The organism is Rhodococcus sp. IEGM 1318 (assembly GCF_033142465.1).
GTDB classification, from domain to species: domain Bacteria; phylum Actinomycetota; class Actinomycetes; order Mycobacteriales; family Mycobacteriaceae; genus Rhodococcus_F; species Rhodococcus_F qingshengii_B.
Window position 1 is genome coordinate 78,070 of record NZ_JAWLSC010000017.1, and the last position, 19,252, is coordinate 97,321.

General features: G+C 63.4%; 18 protein-coding genes, 1 tRNA gene and 1 pseudogene. 1 reads left to right on the forward strand and 19 read right to left on the reverse strand.

The annotated features are described in order from the left end of the window. Nucleotides 1–80: 80 nt before the first annotated feature. A pseudogene (locus R4P65_RS29300) lies at nucleotides 81–296 on the reverse strand (hypothetical protein); the annotation flags it as partial. A gap of 501 nt (nucleotides 297–797) precedes the next feature. Here R4P65_RS29300 and R4P65_RS29305 point away from each other — a divergent pair. Further along, nucleotides 798–959, forward strand: a complete 162-nt coding sequence (locus tag R4P65_RS29305) for a hypothetical protein (RefSeq protein ID WP_317829103.1) — start codon at nucleotides 798–800, stop codon at nucleotides 957–959. Between the two features lie 61 nt (nucleotides 960–1,020). On the opposite strand, the gene R4P65_RS29310 is transcribed toward R4P65_RS29305, so the two are convergent. From R4P65_RS29310 to R4P65_RS29395, 18 genes are all read right to left on the reverse strand, one after another. Next, nucleotides 1,021–1,094 (reverse strand) — tRNA-Pro (locus tag R4P65_RS29310). A 102-nt stretch (nucleotides 1,095–1,196) separates the two neighbouring features. After that, the gene (der, locus tag R4P65_RS29315; protein WP_317829104.1) at nucleotides 1,197–2,624 is read right to left on the reverse strand and encodes a ribosome biogenesis GTPase Der; all 1,428 of its coding nucleotides are present in this window, start codon (nucleotides 2,622–2,624) and stop codon (nucleotides 1,197–1,199) included. Next, nucleotides 2,621–3,301, reverse strand: a complete 681-nt coding sequence (cmk, locus tag R4P65_RS29320) for a (d)CMP kinase (RefSeq protein ID WP_317829113.1) — start codon at nucleotides 3,299–3,301, stop codon at nucleotides 2,621–2,623. Before cmk ends, der begins: the two co-directional genes overlap by 4 nt. Nucleotides 3,302–3,312: 11 nt before the next feature. Further along, nucleotides 3,313–4,758 carry a pseudouridine synthase gene (locus tag R4P65_RS29325; RefSeq protein ID WP_317829105.1) on the reverse strand — a complete coding sequence of 482 codons (1,446 nt, stop codon included), beginning with the start codon at nucleotides 4,756–4,758 and terminating at the stop codon, nucleotides 3,313–3,315. A 77-nt stretch (nucleotides 4,759–4,835) separates the two neighbouring features. Further along, the gene (gene scpB, locus R4P65_RS29330; RefSeq protein WP_374228164.1) at nucleotides 4,836–5,564 is read right to left on the reverse strand and encodes an SMC-Scp complex subunit ScpB; all 729 of its coding nucleotides are present in this window, start codon (nucleotides 5,562–5,564) and stop codon (nucleotides 4,836–4,838) included. Continuing rightward, nucleotides 5,561–6,382, reverse strand: a complete 822-nt coding sequence (locus R4P65_RS29335) for a segregation/condensation protein A (RefSeq protein ID WP_317829114.1) — start codon at nucleotides 6,380–6,382, stop codon at nucleotides 5,561–5,563. The genes scpB and R4P65_RS29335 overlap by 4 nt, the downstream gene beginning before the upstream one ends. Nucleotides 6,383–6,432: 50 nt before the next feature. Continuing rightward, nucleotides 6,433–7,446: a ParA family protein gene (locus R4P65_RS29340; protein WP_230817919.1), complete on the reverse strand. Its 1,014-nt coding sequence runs from the start codon at nucleotides 7,444–7,446 to the stop codon at nucleotides 6,433–6,435. Nucleotides 7,447–7,589: 143 nt separating this feature from the next. Next, nucleotides 7,590–8,513, reverse strand: a complete 924-nt coding sequence (gene xerD, locus R4P65_RS29345) for a site-specific tyrosine recombinase XerD (RefSeq protein WP_230817918.1) — start codon at nucleotides 8,511–8,513, stop codon at nucleotides 7,590–7,592. A gap of 1 nt (nucleotide 8,514) precedes the next feature. Further along, nucleotides 8,515–9,147: an NUDIX domain-containing protein gene (locus R4P65_RS29350; RefSeq protein ID WP_020907867.1), complete on the reverse strand. Its 633-nt coding sequence runs from the start codon at nucleotides 9,145–9,147 to the stop codon at nucleotides 8,515–8,517. A gap of 6 nt (nucleotides 9,148–9,153) precedes the next feature. Then, complete coding sequence (locus R4P65_RS29355) at nucleotides 9,154–10,914, reverse strand: CTP synthase (protein WP_003946139.1); 1,761 nt, start codon at nucleotides 10,912–10,914, stop codon at nucleotides 9,154–9,156. A gap of 156 nt (nucleotides 10,915–11,070) precedes the next feature. Next, nucleotides 11,071–12,024: a copper transporter gene (locus tag R4P65_RS29360; protein ID WP_317829106.1), complete on the reverse strand. Its 954-nt coding sequence runs from the start codon at nucleotides 12,022–12,024 to the stop codon at nucleotides 11,071–11,073. Continuing rightward, the gene (gene steA / locus R4P65_RS29365) at nucleotides 12,021–13,205 is read right to left on the reverse strand and encodes a putative cytokinetic ring protein SteA (RefSeq protein WP_317829107.1); all 1,185 of its coding nucleotides are present in this window, start codon (nucleotides 13,203–13,205) and stop codon (nucleotides 12,021–12,023) included. The genes R4P65_RS29360 and steA overlap by 4 nt, the downstream gene beginning before the upstream one ends. A gap of 86 nt (nucleotides 13,206–13,291) precedes the next feature. Continuing rightward, a complete protein-coding gene (gene recN, locus R4P65_RS29370; protein WP_317829108.1) occupies nucleotides 13,292–15,070 on the reverse strand; it encodes a DNA repair protein RecN in 1,779 nt (592 codons plus the stop codon). 2 nt (nucleotides 15,071–15,072) lie between these two features. After that, the gene (locus tag R4P65_RS29375; protein WP_003946132.1) at nucleotides 15,073–16,020 is read right to left on the reverse strand and encodes an NAD kinase; all 948 of its coding nucleotides are present in this window, start codon (nucleotides 16,018–16,020) and stop codon (nucleotides 15,073–15,075) included. Then, the gene (locus R4P65_RS29380; protein WP_317829109.1) at nucleotides 16,017–16,874 is read right to left on the reverse strand and encodes a TlyA family RNA methyltransferase; all 858 of its coding nucleotides are present in this window, start codon (nucleotides 16,872–16,874) and stop codon (nucleotides 16,017–16,019) included. The genes R4P65_RS29375 and R4P65_RS29380 overlap by 4 nt, the downstream gene beginning before the upstream one ends. 1 nt (nucleotide 16,875) lies before the next feature. Then, nucleotides 16,876–17,118, reverse strand: a complete 243-nt coding sequence (locus R4P65_RS29385; protein WP_317829110.1) for a hypothetical protein — start codon at nucleotides 17,116–17,118, stop codon at nucleotides 16,876–16,878. Between the two features lie 76 nt (nucleotides 17,119–17,194). Further along, complete coding sequence (locus R4P65_RS29390; protein ID WP_317829111.1) at nucleotides 17,195–18,178, reverse strand: HAD-IIA family hydrolase; 984 nt, start codon at nucleotides 18,176–18,178, stop codon at nucleotides 17,195–17,197. Next, entirely contained in the window at nucleotides 18,175–19,116 is a 942-nt protein-coding gene (locus R4P65_RS29395; RefSeq protein ID WP_230817910.1) for a hypothetical protein, read from the reverse strand. The genes R4P65_RS29390 and R4P65_RS29395 overlap by 4 nt, the downstream gene beginning before the upstream one ends. Nucleotides 19,117–19,252: the final 136 nt, after the last annotated feature.

Genomic DNA, 19,252 nt, shown 5'->3' on the forward strand with positions numbered 1-19,252 from the left:
CCAATGCGGCAGTTGGTCCTGGCAGTTAGACCGCCGCGTTGTCACGACCATCGCCGACCACACATTCAACCGCCGCCGCGCTAGAGCAAAGGACGGGTTGGGTGTGACGTTTCTATTGGAATCGTTTCCAGGCTTAGGAGGTCTGCGATACGCAGACAACTTGGGAGGCTCAACTGGGCGGCGAGGTAGAGCGCCCACAACAGGCGGCGGTCGTATCGCCTCTGCCGCCACAGGTTTCCGCTCACCCGACCCGACTCAGATGGTTCCGGTCCGGACCCGCGATGCGCGACAACCGATCTGGGGTTCCGAACGCAGTGAGATCACCACCAATGACAGCGAGGACTTCCGCTCCGAGCACCGGACTGAAGCCGGCCATCGACTCGACCACCGCCGTATCTCCTCCAGCGTCTGATGACCGGACAGCAAGATCAATGTCGCCTTGACATTGGTGAGGTCCAGCGCCCGCTCCATCGCCGGGAAATAGGAGCAAAATCGCCAAACGGTGGATAAGCGCCGTAGAAATACTCGGTTTATCGGCCGGTCGACACCACGAACTTTGCAAGCTCTTGTGCTCGTGCTGATAGCCTTCCGCTCATGCCGGTTTCGGCGGATATTCGCGAGCGCCTTCGGTCTCAATTGGATCCAGATGACGAGATCCGGTACGTATTTCCAGCCGACGTTCTGATGAGCGCGAAACCGAGTGTGTTTGTCGTGGTGAGCCGATAGGCCGTCACGCTGTTCTCGACAAGCTTCGTTCGAGAAAAGTGCCGAGGTCGATCCTCACCCAGTTTCCGAGAATGACCGTTCTCCGCCCGGTCGATACTGCGTCCACCCCGCATTTCGTCGTTGCGGGCATAACGTACGAGATCGACGAAGAATATGTTGCAGTCGTGAACGCTGCCGACGCGGAGATCACGTCACCGCAGGACTTCCCGCATGATCCGTTGCCGAACCTTTGAAGGCACAAACAAAAAGGCAGTTTCTCATTTCTGAGAAACTGCCTTTTTGATCTAACTTCGGTCGGGCTGACAGGATTTGAACCTGCGACCACTTGACCCCCAGTCAAGTGCGCTACCAAGCTGCGCCACAGCCCGTCCCACGCCCTTGTTTCGGGCGCTTGGAAAGATTACATCAGGGACGGGCCGAAGTACCAATCGGCAGGTCAGAGCCGTTTCAGTACCGAATTGGACGCAGAATCAGCGGCCCTTACGGTCACGCTTCTCGCGCACTCGTACGGATACGCGGATCGGGCTGCCGTCGAAGTTGAACTCTTCACGCAGACGCCGCTCGATGAAGCGGCGGTAGCCGGCCTCGAGGAAGCCCGTGGTGAAGAGAACAAATGTCGGCGGGCGTGTGCTTGCCTGAGTCGCGAACATGATGCGAGGCAGGCGACCACCACGCATCGGAGGCGGCGTGGCCGCCACAACTTCCTTGAGCCAGGTGTTCAGGCGACCCGTGGGGATGCGCTTGTCCCAGGACTCCAGAGCCGTGTCGAGAGCCGGCACGAGCTTCGCCACGGCGCGACCGGTGTGGGCGGAGATGTTGACTCGCTGAGCCCACGGAACGCGGACCAGATCGCGGTCCACTTCCTTGTCCAGCATGAGTCGACGGTCCTCGTCCACGAGGTCCCACTTGTTGAATGCGATCACCAATGCACGACCCGTGTCGGCCACCATGCTCAGAACACGCAGGTCCTGCTCGGTGATCGGCTCGTGCGCGTCGATCAGCAGGATCGCAACCTCAGCGGCCTCGATCGCGCTCTTCGTACGCAGCGACGCATAGAACTCCGCGCCGCTGGCATGGCTGACGCGCTTGCGCAGACCAGCCGTGTCGACGAAACGCCAAGGGCGCCCGACGAGTTCGACGATGGAGTCGACCGGGTCGACGGTGGTGCCGGCAACATTGTGCACGACGGACCGCTCGTCACCGGACAGCTTGTTGAGCAAGCTGGACTTTCCGACGTTGGGCTTTCCGACCAGCGCAACGCGACGCGGACCGCCGCCGGGGATACCTTCACGCGGGGTTTCCGGCAGCTTCTCCAGAACCTCGTCGAGCAGGTCTCCGGTACCGCGGCCGTGCGTCGCACTCACGGAGTACGGCTGACCAAGGCCCAAGGACCACAGCGCTGCAACCTCGGACTCGGTGCGTCCGTCGTCCACCTTGTTGGCAACGAGGATGACCGGAGTCTTCGAGCGGCGAAGCACTCGAGCGACAGCTTCGTCCGTCGCCGTAGCGCCGACAACGGCGTCGACGACCAGGAGAATGGCGTCAGCCGTTCCCATGGCCAGCTCGGCTTGGCGGGCAACGGCCTGCTGAAGACCCTTTGCGTCGGGCTCCCATCCGCCGGTGTCCTGGACGAGGAAGCGTCGTCCGGCCCAGTTCGCCTCGTACGAGACGCGGTCACGGGTAACGCCGGGGATGTCCTCGACTACCGCTTCACGACGGCCGATGATGCGGTTGACAAGCGTCGACTTGCCGACGTTCGGTCGACCGACAACAGCCAATGTCGGGACGGCAATGTGCGCTTCGCCTTCGCCGTCCGCTTCGAGATCGGCGTAATCCCACTCCGATTCCTCGGACCAAGTTCCGTCACCGGCATATTCGGTTACCAGATCGTCGCTCACTGCACTGCTCCAGTTCTGTCGCTGACCACCAACAGCAGCTTGGCGATCACATCTTCAATTCCCAATTCGCTCGTATCCACCAGGATGGAATCCTCGGCAGGGCGCAACGGCGACACTGCCCGAGTCGAATCGAGATGGTCACGGCGCTGCACATCAGCCAGCACCGCTTCGTAATTGTCTTCGCGGCCTTGGCCGATATTCTGCGTATTGCGCCGTGCCGCACGGGTTTCCGCCGATGCGGTCAAGAAGATCTTGACGTCGGCATCGGGGAGTACGACAGTTCCGATGTCGCGACCTTCCACGACGATCCGCTCCGCACCGGCCGCCAACTCACGCTGAGTGGCGACCAGCAGGTCGCGAACCTCGGGTACGGCCGACACCGCGGAGACAGTCTTGGTGACCGCGTCGCCGCGGATCTCCTCGCTGACGTCCGCGCCGTCGAGATACACCTGCTCGCTGCTCGGATCGGTACCGATGGACCACGGCAACGCCGCAACGGCGGCGGTGATCGCAGCCGAATCAGCCAGATCGATTCCCTGACGCAGCACGTGCAGCGTCGCGATCCGGTAGATGGCTCCGGTGTCGAGGTAGCGAGCGCCCAAACGCTGCGCCAACGCGCGAGAGACGCTGGACTTGCCGGTTCCGGACGGTCCGTCCATTGCGACTACCAGCGGCATGGACGAATCGGTCACAGGCCGACCGCCTCGTACAGTCCACCGACCTCGCTACGTCCGAGGACGCGCTGCGTTCCCGGACGCTGATCGCCGAGAGCGACAACTCCGACGTTGGTGCGAACCAGACGGACAACGGGGTGACCGACGGCATCGAGGAGACGACGCACGATGTGCTTGCGGCCCTCGTGCAGAACGAGCTTGACGAGCGTCTTGCCCTCGTTGATCTCGAGCACGGTGAACGCGTCCACCTTCGCCGGACCGTCGTCGAGAGTGACACCGTCACGCAACTGCTTGCCGGTGCTGCGCTCGACAACGCCGTGAACCGTGGCGAGGTACGTCTTCGGAACCTCGAACGACGGGTGCATCAGGCGGTGAGCCAGATCGCCGTCGTTGGTGAAGAGGAGCAGGCCTTCGGTGTCGGCGTCGAGACGGCCGACGTGGAAGAGCCGCTGACCCGACTGAACGCGCTCGGAGACGATGTCACCGACGCACGGACGACCGAGATCGTCGGACATGGTGCACTGCCAGCCACGCGGCTTGTTCATCGCGAGGTAGACGAGGTCCTTCTGCACGACGACGCGGACGCCGTCGACGCGAACCACTGCGTTCTCGGGGTCGACACGCAGCCCCTGCTCGACAACGATGCGGCCGTCGACCTCGACGCGCCCCTGGTCGATCAGTTCTTCAGCAGCACGGCGTGATGCGACGCCGGCCTGAGCCAGCACCTTCTGCAAGCGGACGCCGTCGCCCTTCGGCGGGCCGTCGTGCTTGGTGACCTCGGCATGCTGGTGACGTGCCGGCTTGGCGTTGGAGACCAACGGGTTCTGAGAGACGACGCGCTGCGGCTTCTCGGTCTTCGGCTTGCCGCGCTTGTTGGTCGCCGGCGGTGTCGGGGCTGCCGGGCGCTTGCGCGGAGGTCCGTCGAACTTGGATCCACGAGGTGCATTCGACCATGCACCGCCGCGAGGAGCGTCGGGGCGTGCGCCTCGCTGATCGTCACTACGACGGTCAGCGCCACCGCGCGGTGCGCGACGGGCGTCGACGTGGGGGGTACGCCGGTCGTCGCTGCGCGGTCCGCGGCGATCGTCCGTGCGTGGTCCGCGCCGATCGTCGTTGTAACCGCCACGGCGGTCGTCCGTACGTGCGGGGCGACGGTCGTCACTGCGCGGCGGGCGACGGTCGTCACTGCGCGGCGGGCGACGGTCGTCACTGCGCGGCGGGCGACGGTCGTCATTGAATCCACCGCGACGGTCGTCCGTGCGGGGACGGTCAGATCCGGCGTTGCGGTCGTATCCGGAGGTACTGCGGGAAGTGTTGCTGCGTCCACCACGGGGCGCTTCGCTACGTGCGCCGCGGGGGGCGTCACTGCGACCACCACGGGGGGCGTCGCTGCGTGCGCCGCGGTTGTCGCGGGAGTTGTTACGGTCCGGTGTGCCATCTCGGCGAGCGGGATTGTTCACTTTTTTCCTGTCAGTCTTCTACTGTTTCCCGAGCGTGGTCGGGTCTTTCTCGGTGCTGACGACCGCCGGAATTCCGGTCAGTCGTCGACTTCGGTGTCCACTACGTCAGCGGGCACGTCTGCCTTGTTCATTCTCGCAAATCGCGGATCGGATTCCAGGCTTTCGCTGATGTCGTCGATGAGATCGACATCAGGCAAGAGCGGGGCCAACTCCGGGAGCTCGCTCAGCGAGGCCAGGCCGAGCCGTTCGAGGAACAGTTCGGTCGTGGAGTACCGTGTCGCGTTGGTGTCCGGGTCCGGCCCGGCTTCCGCGATCAGTCCGCGGGCAAGGAGGGTGCGTACCACCCCGTCCACGTTGACGCCTCGTACCGCACTGATCCGCGCACGAGTCAACGGTTGACGGTATGCGACTACGGCCAAAGTTTCCAATGCCGCCCTGGTCAATTTGGTGCGTGCGCCGTCCAATAGCAGCTTTTCCACATACGGGGCAAACTCTTGTCGCGTGTACAGACGCCATCCGTCGCCCGCGTAGCGAAGGTCCATTCCGCTGCCGCGAGCGGTCAATGTGGCCGACATCAACGTCAGGCGTTGTTCGACGCGCTCCGGTGCGGTACCGGTGACAGACGCAAGTTGGTTCACTTCGGCCGGTGAATCCACGACGAGCAGAAGCGACTCCAGCACTGCGTCGAGTTGATCGTCGTCGAGGTCGAAATCGGGGGCAGAATCTTCGGAAACCGCGGCGTCGTCAGTAGGCTCGATCATCTCGTCTAGCTGCGAAGATTCCGATTCCGTCGGCTCGGCGTTCATCCGTAGTCCTCCTCTGTGACCGGCGCGGCCGGGTCGTCTCCGGTCCAACTCACCATCAGCGGTCCGAGGGCTTCGGGTTGCTCGAACACGATGACCTGCCGGCGATACAGCTCGAGCAACGCGAGAAATCTTGCGACTATCTCGACGGTGACCTCACACTCGGCAACGAGGTCCCCAAAGGGTGTCCACTCCCCTATGCCTCGCTCGCGCAGCAACTCGAGAATTCGCTCGGCCTGCTCGGGTATCGAGATATTGGACACATGGAGGTGATCTAGCCCCACTGTCGGCACCGGACGCGGCGTGAACACCGTCGCCGCGATCTCCGCAAAACGCTGAGGATCGACGCCCAACAACACCTCGGGCAGGAGTTCGGTGAACTGATCCTCGACGGCAACCGAACGCGGATAGCGCCGCAGCGCCGCTTCCTCGAGCTCACCGAACAGCGCCGCAACTTGTTTGTACGCCCGGTACTGCAGCAGTCGCGCGAAGAGAAGGTCGCGGGCTTCGAGAAGCGCCAGATCCTCGGCGTCCTCGACCTGCCCGGCGGGCAACAGCCTGGCGGCTTTCAGGTCCAGAAGCGTGGCCGCGACGACCAGAAACTCTGTCGTCTGATCGAGGCCCATCGCACTGCCGAGTTCCTTGGTGTACGCGATGAAATCGTCCGTGACGGTGTGCAGGGCGACTTCGGTGACATCGAGCTGTCGTTGATTGATCAGGTTCAACAGCAGATCGAACGGGCCTTCGAAGTTCCGGAGAGTGACTCGGAAACCGGCGGCCTTGGCTGCGGTCTGAGCGTCGGTCGGCACGTTCGGGTCGATCGAATCCGGCTCGACTTCGGCCGAATCTTCTTGCGATGCAATCAGTTCCACTAACGACCAGACCGGTGAATGACTTCGCGGGCCAATGCTCGATATGCCTCGGCCCCAGCCGATTTCGGCGCCCACGTCGTGATCGGCTCACCGGCGACGCTGGTTTCGGGGAATCGAACGGTGCGGTTGATCACCGTGTCGTAGACGACGTCACCGAACACCTCGACGACGCGCGCCATCACCTCACGGGCGTGCAGGGTCCGAGAGTCGAACATCGTGACGACGATACCGGCCAACTCGAGCTTCGGATTGAGACGGTCGTGCACCTTTTCGACGGTGTCGTTGAGGAGTGCCAGGCCGCGCAGGCTGAAGTACTCGCATTCCATTGGAATGATGACCGAATCGGCGCAGGCCAGCGCATTCACCGTGAGAAGGCCCAGCGACGGCTGGCAGTCGATGAGCACGTAGTCGTACCGATCGAGAACCGGGTGGAGCACTCGTCCCAAGGTCTGCTCACGTCCGACCTCGGTGACCAATTGGATTTCGGCGGCCGAAAGGTCGATGTTGCTGGGGAGCAGGTCGAGGCCGTCCACCCGGGTTCGCATCAGCACGTCGTCGATGGACACACGTGGTTCGACCAGAAGGTTATGGACGGTCAGTTCCAGGTCGTGATGCTGAACGCCCAGTCCGGCAGACAACGCGCCTTGGGGATCGAGATCCACCAAGAGCACTCGACGACCGTATTCGGCCAACGACGCACCCAGATTGATGGTCGACGTCGTCTTGCCGACGCCGCCCTTCTGGTTGCACATCGCGATGATCATCGCGGGTCCGTGGTGCGCCAACGGTGTCGGTTGCGGCACCTCGCGGACCGGTCGGCCCGTCGGGCCGAGTTCTTCCGCGGAAACGGCGAGGGTTTCCGCAGGTGGAGAGGCTACTGGCGTCGTATCTATTTCGAACATCGCCTCTGGTTCGGAAGGTACAGCTGGTGCTGATTCGTTCACGCGCTCGAAGAGTTGGGCATTGACATGCGGCGGCGCGGACTCCGCCGCTGGTGGCTGCGATGTCGACACGGTCCGATGCTCCCCTACTCTTTCGGCGGTTGCTCTCGGCGCCGGCAAACCCCCGAAACTGCGGTGGAGGCCGCTCGCGCTCCTTGAACGCTACCGCTTACATCACCGAATGGTCTCGCAGACACGCATGAGCCAACCAACCCCTAACGGGCACGCGGGTGTGCCTGAGCCCACACTTCGCGCAGCGCGGTGACGGTGACCAGCGTGTAGATCTGTGTCGTGGTTACCGAAGCGTGGCCAAGGAGTTCCTGCACGACACGTACGTCCGCGCCGCCGTCGAGCAGGTGTGTGGCAAACGAGTGCCTGAGCGTATGGGGTGAGACGTCCGCCTTGATTCCGGCCGAAGCCGCCGCATCCTGAAGAATCTGCCACGCGCTTTGACGCGAAAGGCGGCCCCCGCGAGCGTTGAGAAACAGGGCAGGAACACCGCGCGTCGCCAGGCTGGGGCGCCCACGGACGAGATACGCGTCCACGGCGGCGATCGCAGGCCTGCCGACGGGGACGATCCGCTGCTTGCCGCCCTTGCCTTTGAGCAGCACGGAACGAGTTTCGGTATCGATGTCGTCGACGTCCAGATCGATCGCCTCGGTGATTCGCGCACCGGTCGAGTACAGAAGCTCGAGCAGAGCGCGATCCCTCAGGTCGCGGGGCCCGTCGCCGGCCGCACCGCCACCCGAAGCGTCGAGCAGGGCGATCACGTCGTCGAGAGGCAGGGCCTTGGGCAGCTTGCGTCCGGGCGTCGGCGGCTTGACCGTTCGGGCCACGTCAACGCTGACCAGACCCTCGGCGGCGGAAAACTTGTGGAATCCGCGGACCGCGATCAGGGTGCGTGCTGCCGAACTGGCCGCCAACGGTACGACGCCGGCCTCGGAGTCACCGAGCCGCAGATGTGTCACGAATTCGGTGACGTCGTTTTCCGTCACGCCCGCGACGTCGTCGATGCCGCGTCCGTTCAGGTACTCAGCGTACCGATTCAGGTCGCGGCGATACGAAAGTAGAGTGTTGCGCGCCGATCCTCGCTCGACCGCTAGATGGTCGAGATACGAGTCCACCTGTCGGGCAAGCACTTCAGGCTCGCGACTTGCGTTCTCCGAATGCGCGAGGACGATCGGGCCACGGTGCGTCGGCGGGGCGTAGCGGCTTTCCCGTCGAGCGTGCGGTAGCGATCGCGAGAATGCCCGATACCGCGGTGGCATTGACGATGTCGCCGCGCAGCGCCATGTCGACGGCGTCGGCGAGCGGAACTCGCGAAATCTCGAGATCGGCTTCTTCGTGTTCGGGATCGTCGCGCTCGACCTCGTGCAACCCCTCGGCGAGGAAGACGCGAACAGCCTCGTCCGTGAACCCGGGTGAGAGAGCTACATCGACCAGCACCGACCATCGATCGGCGCCGAGTCCGGTTTCTTCGCCCAGCTCACGCGCTGCCGCCTCGACCGGGCTCTCCCCCGCAGCGTCGAGCAGACCGGCAGGGATTTCCCACAACCGGTGCCCGAGCGGGTGACGGTACTGGTGAATCAGCACCAGATTGTCGTGCTCGTCCAGTGCCACGACGGCAACGGCGCCGTGATGCTCGACGACTTCCCGATCGGCACGCTGACCACCAGGCATCGCAACGGTGTCGACGCGCAACGCGATGATCGCGCCGGTGTAGACCGTCTTGGAGCCGAGGGTGTCGAATTCGTGCCGACCGGGATCGCTCATGTGTGGCTAGACCTTTTCCACGTTCTCGACTGCAGCGTCGAGCGCCGTCTCGGTGGCAGCGGTGTCGATCTTCTCGTCACCGTGGACGTCGACGGGCAGGCGCTCTTCGAGCTTGTACGTCAACGCTGCTTCGACGAAGGCCGCGAACAGCGGGTGCGGGCGTGTCGGGCGGCTCTTGAGCTCCGGGTGTGCCTGGGTGGCAACGAAGAACGGATGCTGCTCACGCGGGTACTCGACGAACTCGACCAGATGACCGTCAGGTGAGGTTCCGCTGAACTGCAAGCCGGACTTGGCAATCCGATCGCGGTAGGTGTTGTTGACCTCGTAGCGGTGACGGTGACGCTCGGAAACGTCCTCGGTTCCGTAGGCCTGAGCGACGACGGAACCCTTGGTCAGCACGGCCGGGTAAGCACCCAGACGCATGGTGCCACCGAGGTCGGCGTCACCGGCGATGACGTCTTCCTGATCAGCCATCGTCGAGATGACCGGGTGCTTGGTGTCCGGCTCGAACTCGGCCGAGTTGGCATCGTCGAGGCCGACGCTACGAGCAGCTTCGATGACGACACACTGCAGACCCAGGCACAGACCCAGCAGCGGCAGCTTGCGCGAACGTGCGAAACGGATCGCGCCGAGCTTGCCCTCGATGCCGCGGATGCCGAAGCCGCCCGGGATCAGAACACCGTCGACGTCACCGAGAGCGGCCTGCGCTCCGGCTTCGGTCTCACAGGCGTCCGACGGGACCCAGGAGATCTCGACCTTGGACCGATTCGCGAACCCACCGGCGCGCAGTGCCTCGGTGACGGAGAGGTATGCGTCGGGCAGGTCGACGTACTTGCCGACCAATGCGACGCGCACGGTTTCACGCGGCTGGTGAACACGATCGAGGAGGTTGCCCCACACAGTCCAGTCGACGTCGCGGAACGGGAGACCGAGCTGGCGAACGACGTAAGCGTCGAGGCCCTCACGGTGCAGAACCTTCGGGATGTCGTAGATCGAGGGAGCGTCGGGCGTCGAGATGCAGGCGTCCACGTCCACGTCGCACATCAGGGCGATCTTGTTCTTGAGGCCCTGCGGAACGTCACGATCGCAACGAAGGATCAGCGCGTCGGGCTGAATGCCGATGCTGCGCAACGACGCAACCGAGTGCTGTGTGGGCTTGGTCTTGAGTTCTCCGGAGGGGCCGAGGTACGGCACGAGGGAGACGTGCAGGAAGAAGACGTTGTCGCGGCCGACGTCGTGGCGGACCTGGCGAGCGGCTTCGAGGAAGGGCTGCGATTCGATGTCGCCGACGGTTCCACCGATTTCGGTGATCACGACGTCCGGGCGGTGTCCCTGCAGATCCGGGCCGCTCATCTCGAGGATGCGACGCTTGATCTCGTCGGTGATGTGCGGGATGACCTGAACGGTGTCACCGAGGTACTCGCCGCGGCGTTCCTTGGCGATGACCGTCGAGTACACCTGGCCGGTGGTGACGTTGGCCTGACCGGAGAGGTCGCGGTCGAGGAACCGCTCGTAGTGTCCGACGTCGAGGTCGGTCTCGGCGCCGTCTTCGGTGACGAAGACCTCGCCGTGCTGGAAGGGGTTCATGGTGCCCGGATCCACATTGAGATAGGGATCGAGCTTCTGCATGGTCACGCGCATTCCCCGCGCGGTCAACAACTGTCCCAGGCTCGAGGCGGTCAAACCTTTGCCGAGAGAGGAAGCTACACCTCCGCTGACGAAGATGTGCTTGGTGGCGGTACGCGTATTAGTGCGTGACTGTGGCAAAGGGGCTCCCGTGACGACTGTGCAGGGCTTGGTCTGATGAAGCATGCTGGGGCCTGCCGACCCACGGGATTTCACGGTAACACCTATCGGGGGTCGGTGCCTACAACGCGCCGACTTTCCGCCCCCGATGTGACCGGCGTATCAATACCGAGGTGTTCAGTTGGTGGGTGCGCCGACGGTGACCGCCGCCGCTCCCGGTCCCGTGCCGTAGCGGCCGGCGCCGCCGTTCAACTGTTCCTGCAGCGCCAACGGCGTGGTGATCTTGCCCGACTCCCGATCGATGTTGTCGATGGTCGTCAAGCCCGCTGAGAGCGCCGCGTCCGCACGTGCGACGGCAACTGGACCACTACCCTCGGCCGAGCCGGGACGGCCCGCGAGAATCGTTCCTGCGCCGCGTCCGTCGAGAGCACCCGCAAACCGGGCGATCACGGCGCCGCGGTTACCCGAGGCCGCGTCGGATTCGCTCTTGTTGTCGCCGGTGAGAACGACAGCGAGCTGAGCCGGCTTGACCGCGCCGTCGTCGTAGCTGATGAAGCCGGCGCTGCGCAGCGAGTCGAGCGCGAGATTCATCTCGTCCGGAGTGCTCTGCGGTTCGCTGCTCTGCCCGTTGAGAAGCAGAACCGAACCGAGCAGATCGCCCGCGAGACTGCCCTGATCGACCGCACCGGTCTTGAGTGTGATGCCCGCAGGAATGACGTTGGTGACGACGGTCCGCAAGCGGTCACCGCCCGTGGCGTCGACAAACGAATCGGTGAGCGAGACGCGTCCGGTCACGGCGCCACCGGCGGCAGTGACGAGTCGGTTGACACCGTCGAGGTCACCGGGATCGGCGTCCGGTGCCGTGATCACGACGACGGTGCGACCAGCGAGACTGTCACGCACGACGCGACCACCGACAGCGGCATCGAAGCCGTCCGCGGAATTGAGTTGCTGCTGAAGCTGATTGGACTGTTGGTTGAGGTCTTCGATCTCGTTCTGCAGGTCTGCCTTGTCGTCACGCAGACCCGAAAGCAATCCACTGGACAGCATTCCGGAACCCAGCACCACGCCGATCGCGAGTGCCAGGAAGATTGCCGCTATGGAAATTGCATGTTGACGCATCGAAATCACTTGAAGAGCCCCTGAACCCACAGCGCGAAGCTGTTCCACGTTGCGACTGCCCAGTCGAGAACTTCACTACCGGCATTGGACACGACCAGGGCGACGATCACTGCCACCAGGGCGGCAAGCACCAGGAGCGCGATCGCGCCGCCGGACACTCGACTTCGATACAGCGTTGCGACGGCCTTGGCGTCGACCAGTTTCGGCCCAACCTTGAGCCGCGTCATGAATGCCGACGGATTGCTTTCACGACGCCCACGGTCGAAGAATTCGTCCAAGGACACCACGTTGCCGACCGTCACGATCAGCGAAGCCCCGTGATGATCGGCAAGGAGCAAAGCAAGGTCGGTCGGTGAGCAGGTCGCCGGGAACGTCATCGCCCCGATACCGAGATCCTGGATTCGGGAAAGCCCCGCCGCATGACCGTCCTGGTCTGCCGGCAGAACTACTTCCGCGCCGGACTTGAGCGTGGAACTGGTGATCTCCTCGGGGTCGCCCACGATCAGATCGGGGCGGTATCCGGCCTTGCTCAACACGTCCGCACCTGCGCCGACACCGATCAGGATCGGCGAATACTCCTTGATGAAGGGCTTGAGGTTCTTCAGATCGGCCTCGTGTTCGGGTCCGTCGGAGACGACCACGACGTGGCGATCCTTCAAGTCGATGTCGATGTCCGGAACACCGATTCCGTCAATCAGCAAAGGGCTTTCGGTACGGATGAACTCGATGGTGTTACCCGAGAACGCTTCCAGGTGATCGACCAGGCCGGTCTTGGCCTCGATCATCCGATCGGAGATCTCGGCCTCGGTCTGCTCTTCACCCTTGACGAGGCTCTTCTCGCCGTTGAAGATCTCGCCCTCGTGCAGGCGGATCTTGCTGCCGTCCTTGACGTTCTTGAAGACGTCACCGTCAACGGCATCGACCAGAACGATGTCGTTGGCGACGATCACTTCCGGTCCGAGGTTGGGGTACCGCCCCGAAATCGACGGTGACGCGTTGACCACGGCCATGACTCCGGCTTTCACCAGAGCATCGGCGGTCCGGCGATCGATGTCGACTTCGTCGAGGATCACGATGTCTCCAGGACCGACACGGCGTAAAAGCTTCGCCGTGTTCCGATCGGCCCTGGCGATGCCACTGATCCCAGGCAAGGATTCGGTGTTACGTGAGAGCAATCCGGGCATCTTCATGGCTTCGATGATGAACCTGAAACCGCCTTGACCGGTGGAGGCGCGCCGACAACTACCACATCAGTCACACCAACACCACAGAACCTTCAATCTGTGACGCGGGCCGCATTCGCGATCTCGAGCAGTTCTTCGGCGTGTGCACGCCCGGTCTCGGTGTCGTCCAATCCTGCCAACATACGGGCCAACTCGACCACACGATCAGAATCCGACAAAGTCCGCACACCACTGCTGACCACTCCGCCCTTGTCGTCCACCTTGTCCACCACGAGGTGGGTGTCGGCAAACGCAGCGACCTGCGGAAGGTGAGTGACGACGATAACCTGATGCGTCCGAGCGAGTTTCGCCAATCGGCGGCCGATCTCGACGGCGGCACGGCCACCGACCCCAGCGTCCACCTCGTCGAAAACCATCGTCGCGCCGGTGTCGCTACCAGCGAGAACAACCTCGAGCGCAAGCATGACGCGCGAAAGCTCGCCGCCGGAAGCGCTCTTACTGATGGGCAACGAGGGCGCCCCACTGTGCGCGGACAGACGAAATTCCACCTCGTCGACGCCGGCAGATCCGGCATGCAGGTCTACTCCCCCGACACTGAGCGGCGCCGAATCCTGCGGGCCCGCGGGCTGCGAACGAACCGTCACCTCAAGGCCCGCACGTCCCATCGCCAGACCGGCGAGTTCCGCGCTGACAGCCTTTGCGAGCTTTGCCGCCGCCTTGACTCTGGCGGCGCTCAGCTTGGTAGCTGCCTCCGCGGTCAGTCCAGCCGTTTCCTCGACCTGCTTGGACAACAGCGACAACGCATCCGAGGACACGTCGAGTTTGGACAGACGAGCGCGAGCGGTATCCGCCCAATCGAGAACACCGTTGACATCGGCGGCGTACTTGCGAGTCAGAGTCTTGAGTTCGGACTGCCGCGACAGAAGCGAGTCCAGAGCACCCGGGTCTGCGGGCAGCCCGGACAGATAGGTGTTCAGGTCACCAGCAACATCGGTGACGACGGCAATAGCGTCGGCCAACCGGGAACCGAGGCCGTCCAGATCTGCGTCGGTGACCGACTCGATACGCGCCCGCGCTTCGGACATCAGGTCGAGCGCCGGCATGACCCCGACGTCGCCGCTGGCCATGTCGTCACTACCGGCGAGCGCAGCGTGCGCCTCTTCCGCAGCCGAGCGGAGCGAATCGAGTTCGCTGAGCCGACGCACCTCGGCAACGATCGCCGTGTCCTCGCCTGGCTCGGGTGCCACGCCGTCGATTTCGTTGAGCGCGAAGGTCAACTGGTCTGCTTCCTGCGCCAGTTCACGAGCCTTCGACGTGCGCTCGATCAACTCCGAACGAGCGTCAAGCCACTCCCGACGATGTTTGCGGTACCTCGTCAGCAGCGTTCCGATTGTCTTGTCCCCGAAGCGGTCCAGAGCGTTGCGCTGTTGGTCAGGACGAAGCAACCGCAGCTGATCGTTCTGTCCGTGGACAGTCAGCAGCGGATCAGTGAATTCGGAGAGAACACCCGCCGGCACGCTTCGACCGCCGAGATGCGCACGTGAACGCCCATCGCTCCCGACGGTGCGTACGGCGATGATGGTCCCGTCCTCGTCGCGTTCGGCGCCGGACGATTCCAGGATTCGGACGATCTCACGCTCGGTGGCCGTTGAGACGTCGTCGGCGATGAATCGTCCTTCGACGACGGCTCGCGACGCACCCAACCGCACTCGACCGGCATCGGCTCGCGCTCCGCTGAGGAGGTGCAAGCTGGTGACGACCATCGTTTTACCTGCGCCGGTTTCACCGGTCAGGACGGTCAGGCCCTCGTGAAACTGGGCGCTGGCCTCGGAGATCACACCAAGACTGTCGATACGGATCTCTGCGAGCACGATTAAGGCTTCCTTCCTCGCCATCCGGTAACCGGAAGCTCGAACTTGCGAACCATCCGATCAGCGAAGGGCGCAGAGTCCAACCGGACCCACTTGACGGGAGTGGCGCCGCGAACGATCTCGACGCGAGCGCCGGCAGGCAGTTCCAACGTACGACGACCGTCGCAGAAGACCAGGCCGTCATGGCTACCGGCGACGGTCTCCACCGCGATGATCGAATTCGGGCTGGTGACCAACGGCCGCGCGAACAGCGCGTGCGCGTTGCTGGGTACGACGAGCAATGCTTCGAGTTCTGGCCACACGACGGGGCCGCCTGCGGAAAAGGCATAAGCGGTCGAGCCGGTGGGAGTGGACACGAGAACACCGTCGCAACCGAAGGCAGATACCGGTCTGCCGTCGACCTCGAGGACAACTTCGAGAACTCCCAGACGCGAACGATTCTCGATACTGGCCTCGTTGAGCGCCCACCCGCGATCGATGATCTCGTCGTCCACCCGAATCACGACGTCGAGTGTCATACGGGACTCGACGCGATATTCCTTGCGAACTACCTGTGCGAGAGCCTCGTCGAGATGCTCCGCCTCGGTCTCTGCCAGAAATCCGATCCGTCCGAGGTTGATGCCCAGTACCGGAATGGACGCTTCTTGAGCCAGTTCGGCGGCGCGCAGAAATGTGCCGTCACCACCGAGAACCAGAACCAACTCGCATCCGACGGCAGCATCAGGGCCGGGATGAACAACCGTGACGTCGAGACCCGGCGCAGAGAAGCCCGCGGGTTCCGTCATTGCTTCGATGCGCGAGCTGTCTGCTTCGTCGACGAGGACTCGCAGCCCGATTCCCGCGCGTTCGAAAATCTTCCCGACTCGCTTGGCGGTTTCCGTGATGTCACGTCGACCAGGGTGTGCGACAAGAAGGATCTCGCGCGACTCGCCGTTCGTGACCGCGTTCACTGGGGCCCTTCCTCTACAGCCTTGCGAATCATGTCCTCCACCGTGGGAACTCCCTCGGTGTTCGTCTCGGTGTCGGTAACCGTCTCTTCATCGCCGGATGTACCCGACTTTCGAAGCCACAGGAAATACTCGACATTTCCCGACGGACCGGGCAATGGGCTGGCCACGACACCTAACGTCCGCAGACCTACCTTTGCAGCAGCCTCCGACACGTCGAGCACAGCGGAGATTCGCAGTTCCGGATCTCGTACGACGCCACCGGCACCGACGCGGTCCTTGCCCACCTCGAACTGAGGCTTGACCATCGGAACGAGGTCCGCGCCGTCAGCAGTACAGGCGACAAACGCCCCGAGTACGAGTTTGAGAGATATAAACGACAGATCCGCCACAACCAGGTCGACGGTTCCGCCGATGGTCTCCGCATCAATTGCACGAACATTGGTTCGGTCGATGACGTGCACGCGGTCATCGGACTGCAAGCGCCAGACCAATTGGCCGTAACCGACGTCGACGGCGACAACTTCCTTCGCACCACGCGTCAGCAGAACGTCGGTGAACCCACCGGTGGATGCGCCGGCGTCAAGGCAACGGCGACCTTCGACCGTCAATCCTTCGGCACCGAAGGCGTCGAGTGCGCCGATCAGTTTGTGAGCACCTCGCGACGCCCATGAGACTTCCTGCTCCACCTCGACGACCCGAAGCGGAGTACCGGCTTCGATCGCCGTCGCAGGCTTGGTAGCAACCGCTCCCGAGATGAGAACTCGGCCGGCGGAAATCAGTTCTTGCGCATGATCTCGCGACCGTGCGAGTCCGCGACGGACAAGTTCGGCGTCCACCCGTGCTCTACGTGCCACGTCAAGCCCTATCCACAGAGGCGAGTGCCTGGACGAGCACCTCGTGTGCCTGTTCCAAAATATGTGCCTTCTGCGGGATCACACCTGCTCCGTGCTGATCGTTCGGATCGTGTTCGATGCCGCCGAGGCGCGCCAGCAAACCGTCGACGTCAGAACGTATGCGTTCCGGATCGACGGTAGGGCGTGGCCCGGGCAACGGAGATCCGTTACTCGTGTTTCCGGGGTGCGGTGTCGGCGTGCTCATCGGGCACAACGTTAGTGCATGACTCTCGGTTACGCATACACCCACACCCCCGCGAGTCGAACACATTTGCGAGGAATCAAACAAGCCAGGATGCAAACAGATCCACTACGCCGGCATCAGACGCTTCCAAGGTCTGGAACGACGGATTCGCCCATGCGACAGGCGCAATTGCACGTAGAAGTGACATCTCGTCCCCGACAACCGGGCCGTCGACTACCAGTGCCGACCCGTTCACCGAGACGGACCACTTGGAGTCCGCACCGACCAGCGATTCGGCGGCCGGCTGATTGAGCGAATCCAGAGTTGCTGCAATGTAGGTGGGACGCTGCTGAATCGGAGCCCGCAGTACGTCACCCGGCGTGCTCACACCGGTGAGAACCAACAGCGAGTCGATCGAAACAGCATGTGCGCCTTCGATGTCGGTGTCCAAACGATCGCCGACCACCAGAGGACGCGAACACCCGCTGCGAGCTAGTGCATCCTCCATCAGAGGTGCAGCAGGCTTACCTGCGACCAGGGGCTCCTGCCTTGTCGCAGCGCGTAGAGCTGCCACCATCGAGCCGTTGCCGAGAACTAGACCCCGCTCCGACGGCAGTGTGGTGTCCAAGTTCGCAGCCACCCACAGCGCGCCGGCCCTGATCGCCAGGCATGCTTCGGCAAGGATCGACCAGTTGGTCTCTGTCGAATGTCCTTGAACGACAGCAACCGGGGAATCCGCGAACTCACGAACTGGCAGCAATCCGACGCGCGTCACCTCGTCCGCAAGCGCGTCGGTGCCGACGACCAGAACAGCGGCACCGGGTTCGAGACGCTCCGCCAACAGACGCACGGCAGTCTGGGAACTGGTGACCACACGATCGTCTTCGGAATCGAAACCGAGTTCGGTCAGGTGCGCCGACACGGCCGAAGGTGAGCGACTGGCGTTGTTGGTCACGTAGTACAAAGCCTGCGTGCCCTGACCGAGAGCAGCCTGGGTACCCGGAATCGCATGAGCTCCGGCGTACAGCGTGCCGTCGAGATCGAGCAAAAGTACGTCGTACTGGGTACGAAGCACGGTCACTGATCTTCTCCGGTCAACTCGGCCACCCGTTCTTCAGCATCCGTGTCACCCTCGAGGTCTGCAGCTGCAGCGTTGAGGAACCACTTCAGTCCGTCTTCGATACGACCGGCTGCAACGAGGGCATCGGCGTACGCGTAGAACAGGCGAGCCGCAGCTTCACCGGTACGCGCTGCATCAAGATCCTTGGTCTGCAGTGTGACAACTGCCTGATCGAACTGACCGAGATCCATCCGAGCACCGGCGACGACGATCCGCAACTCCGAAGCCTCGTCGCCCGAGAGCAGCGCAGCCTCGTCGCTGCGACCCAGTTCGATTGCGCGTTCGGGTCGACCCAAACCGCGTTCGCAGTCGGCCATCACAGCGATCAGACCAGGTCCACCAGCCATTCGACGGGCAGCACGGAGCTCGGAGAGAGCTTCGGCCCATTCACCCGCGTGGTAGGCAGTGATCCCGGCAGCCTCACGAACGACGGCAATACGGCCGGCACGCTGACGAGCAGCGCGAGCGTGGAGCAGTGCAAGTTCCGGGTCTTCGTCGACGAGCTTGCCCGCCATGACGAGGTGACGCGCAACTGTGTTGGCGTTGTCCTTGTCGAGGCTGAGCAGATCCCGACGAACAGCCGGATCCAACTCGGTCGGCTCTACGTTGTCGGGCAAATCTGGTTCGTCAGGTCGAGCTTGCTGACGGTTGCGGTCGCCGTCGCGCCCACGAGGGGTGAACCCACCCTCGCCGCCGCGGCGCTGTCCGCCACTGAATCCGCCGCCGCGATTGCTGTTTCCAGCCCCGCCACGGTTGTTGTCTCCGGCACCACCGCGGCGGTCTCCGCCTGCAGCGCTGCGTGATCCACGCCCGTCGTTGTCACGACGGGGGCCACCTGATCGAGGCGCTCCTCCCCCACGGAAGGACCGACGCTCGTCGCCATTCTCCGACACAGTCATTCCTTTCATACAACGCACGAAAGGGGACCCAGTATGTCGGGTCCCCTTTCGGTTAACGGGTGTTCGGCGGTGTCCTACTCTCCCACACCCTGTCGAGTGCAGTACCATCGGCGCTGAAGGGCTTAGCTTCCGGGTT

Excerpts from the sequence above, each read along its gene's own strand:
- R4P65_RS29305 (WP_317829103.1), top strand. The coding sequence starts at position 798 with ATGACCGTTCTCCGCCCGGTCGATACTGCGTCCACCCCGCATTTCGTC.
- cmk (WP_317829113.1), bottom strand. The coding sequence starts at position 3,301 with ATGCCGCTGGTAGTCGCAATGGACGGACCGTCCGGAACCGGCAAGTCC.
- scpB (WP_374228164.1), bottom strand. The coding sequence starts at position 5,564 with ATGAACGCCGAGCCGACGGAATCGGAATCTTCGCAGCTAGACGAGATG.
- R4P65_RS29350 (WP_020907867.1), bottom strand. The coding sequence starts at position 9,147 with ATGAGCGATCCCGGTCGGCACGAATTCGACACCCTCGGCTCCAAGACG.
- steA (WP_317829107.1), bottom strand. The coding sequence starts at position 13,205 with ATGAAGATGCCCGGATTGCTCTCACGTAACACCGAATCCTTGCCTGGG.
- R4P65_RS29385 (WP_317829110.1), bottom strand. The coding sequence starts at position 17,118 with ATGAGCACGCCGACACCGCACCCCGGAAACACGAGTAACGGATCTCCG.
- R4P65_RS29395 (WP_230817910.1), bottom strand. The coding sequence starts at position 19,116 with ATGACTGTGTCGGAGAATGGCGACGAGCGTCGGTCCTTCCGTGGGGGA.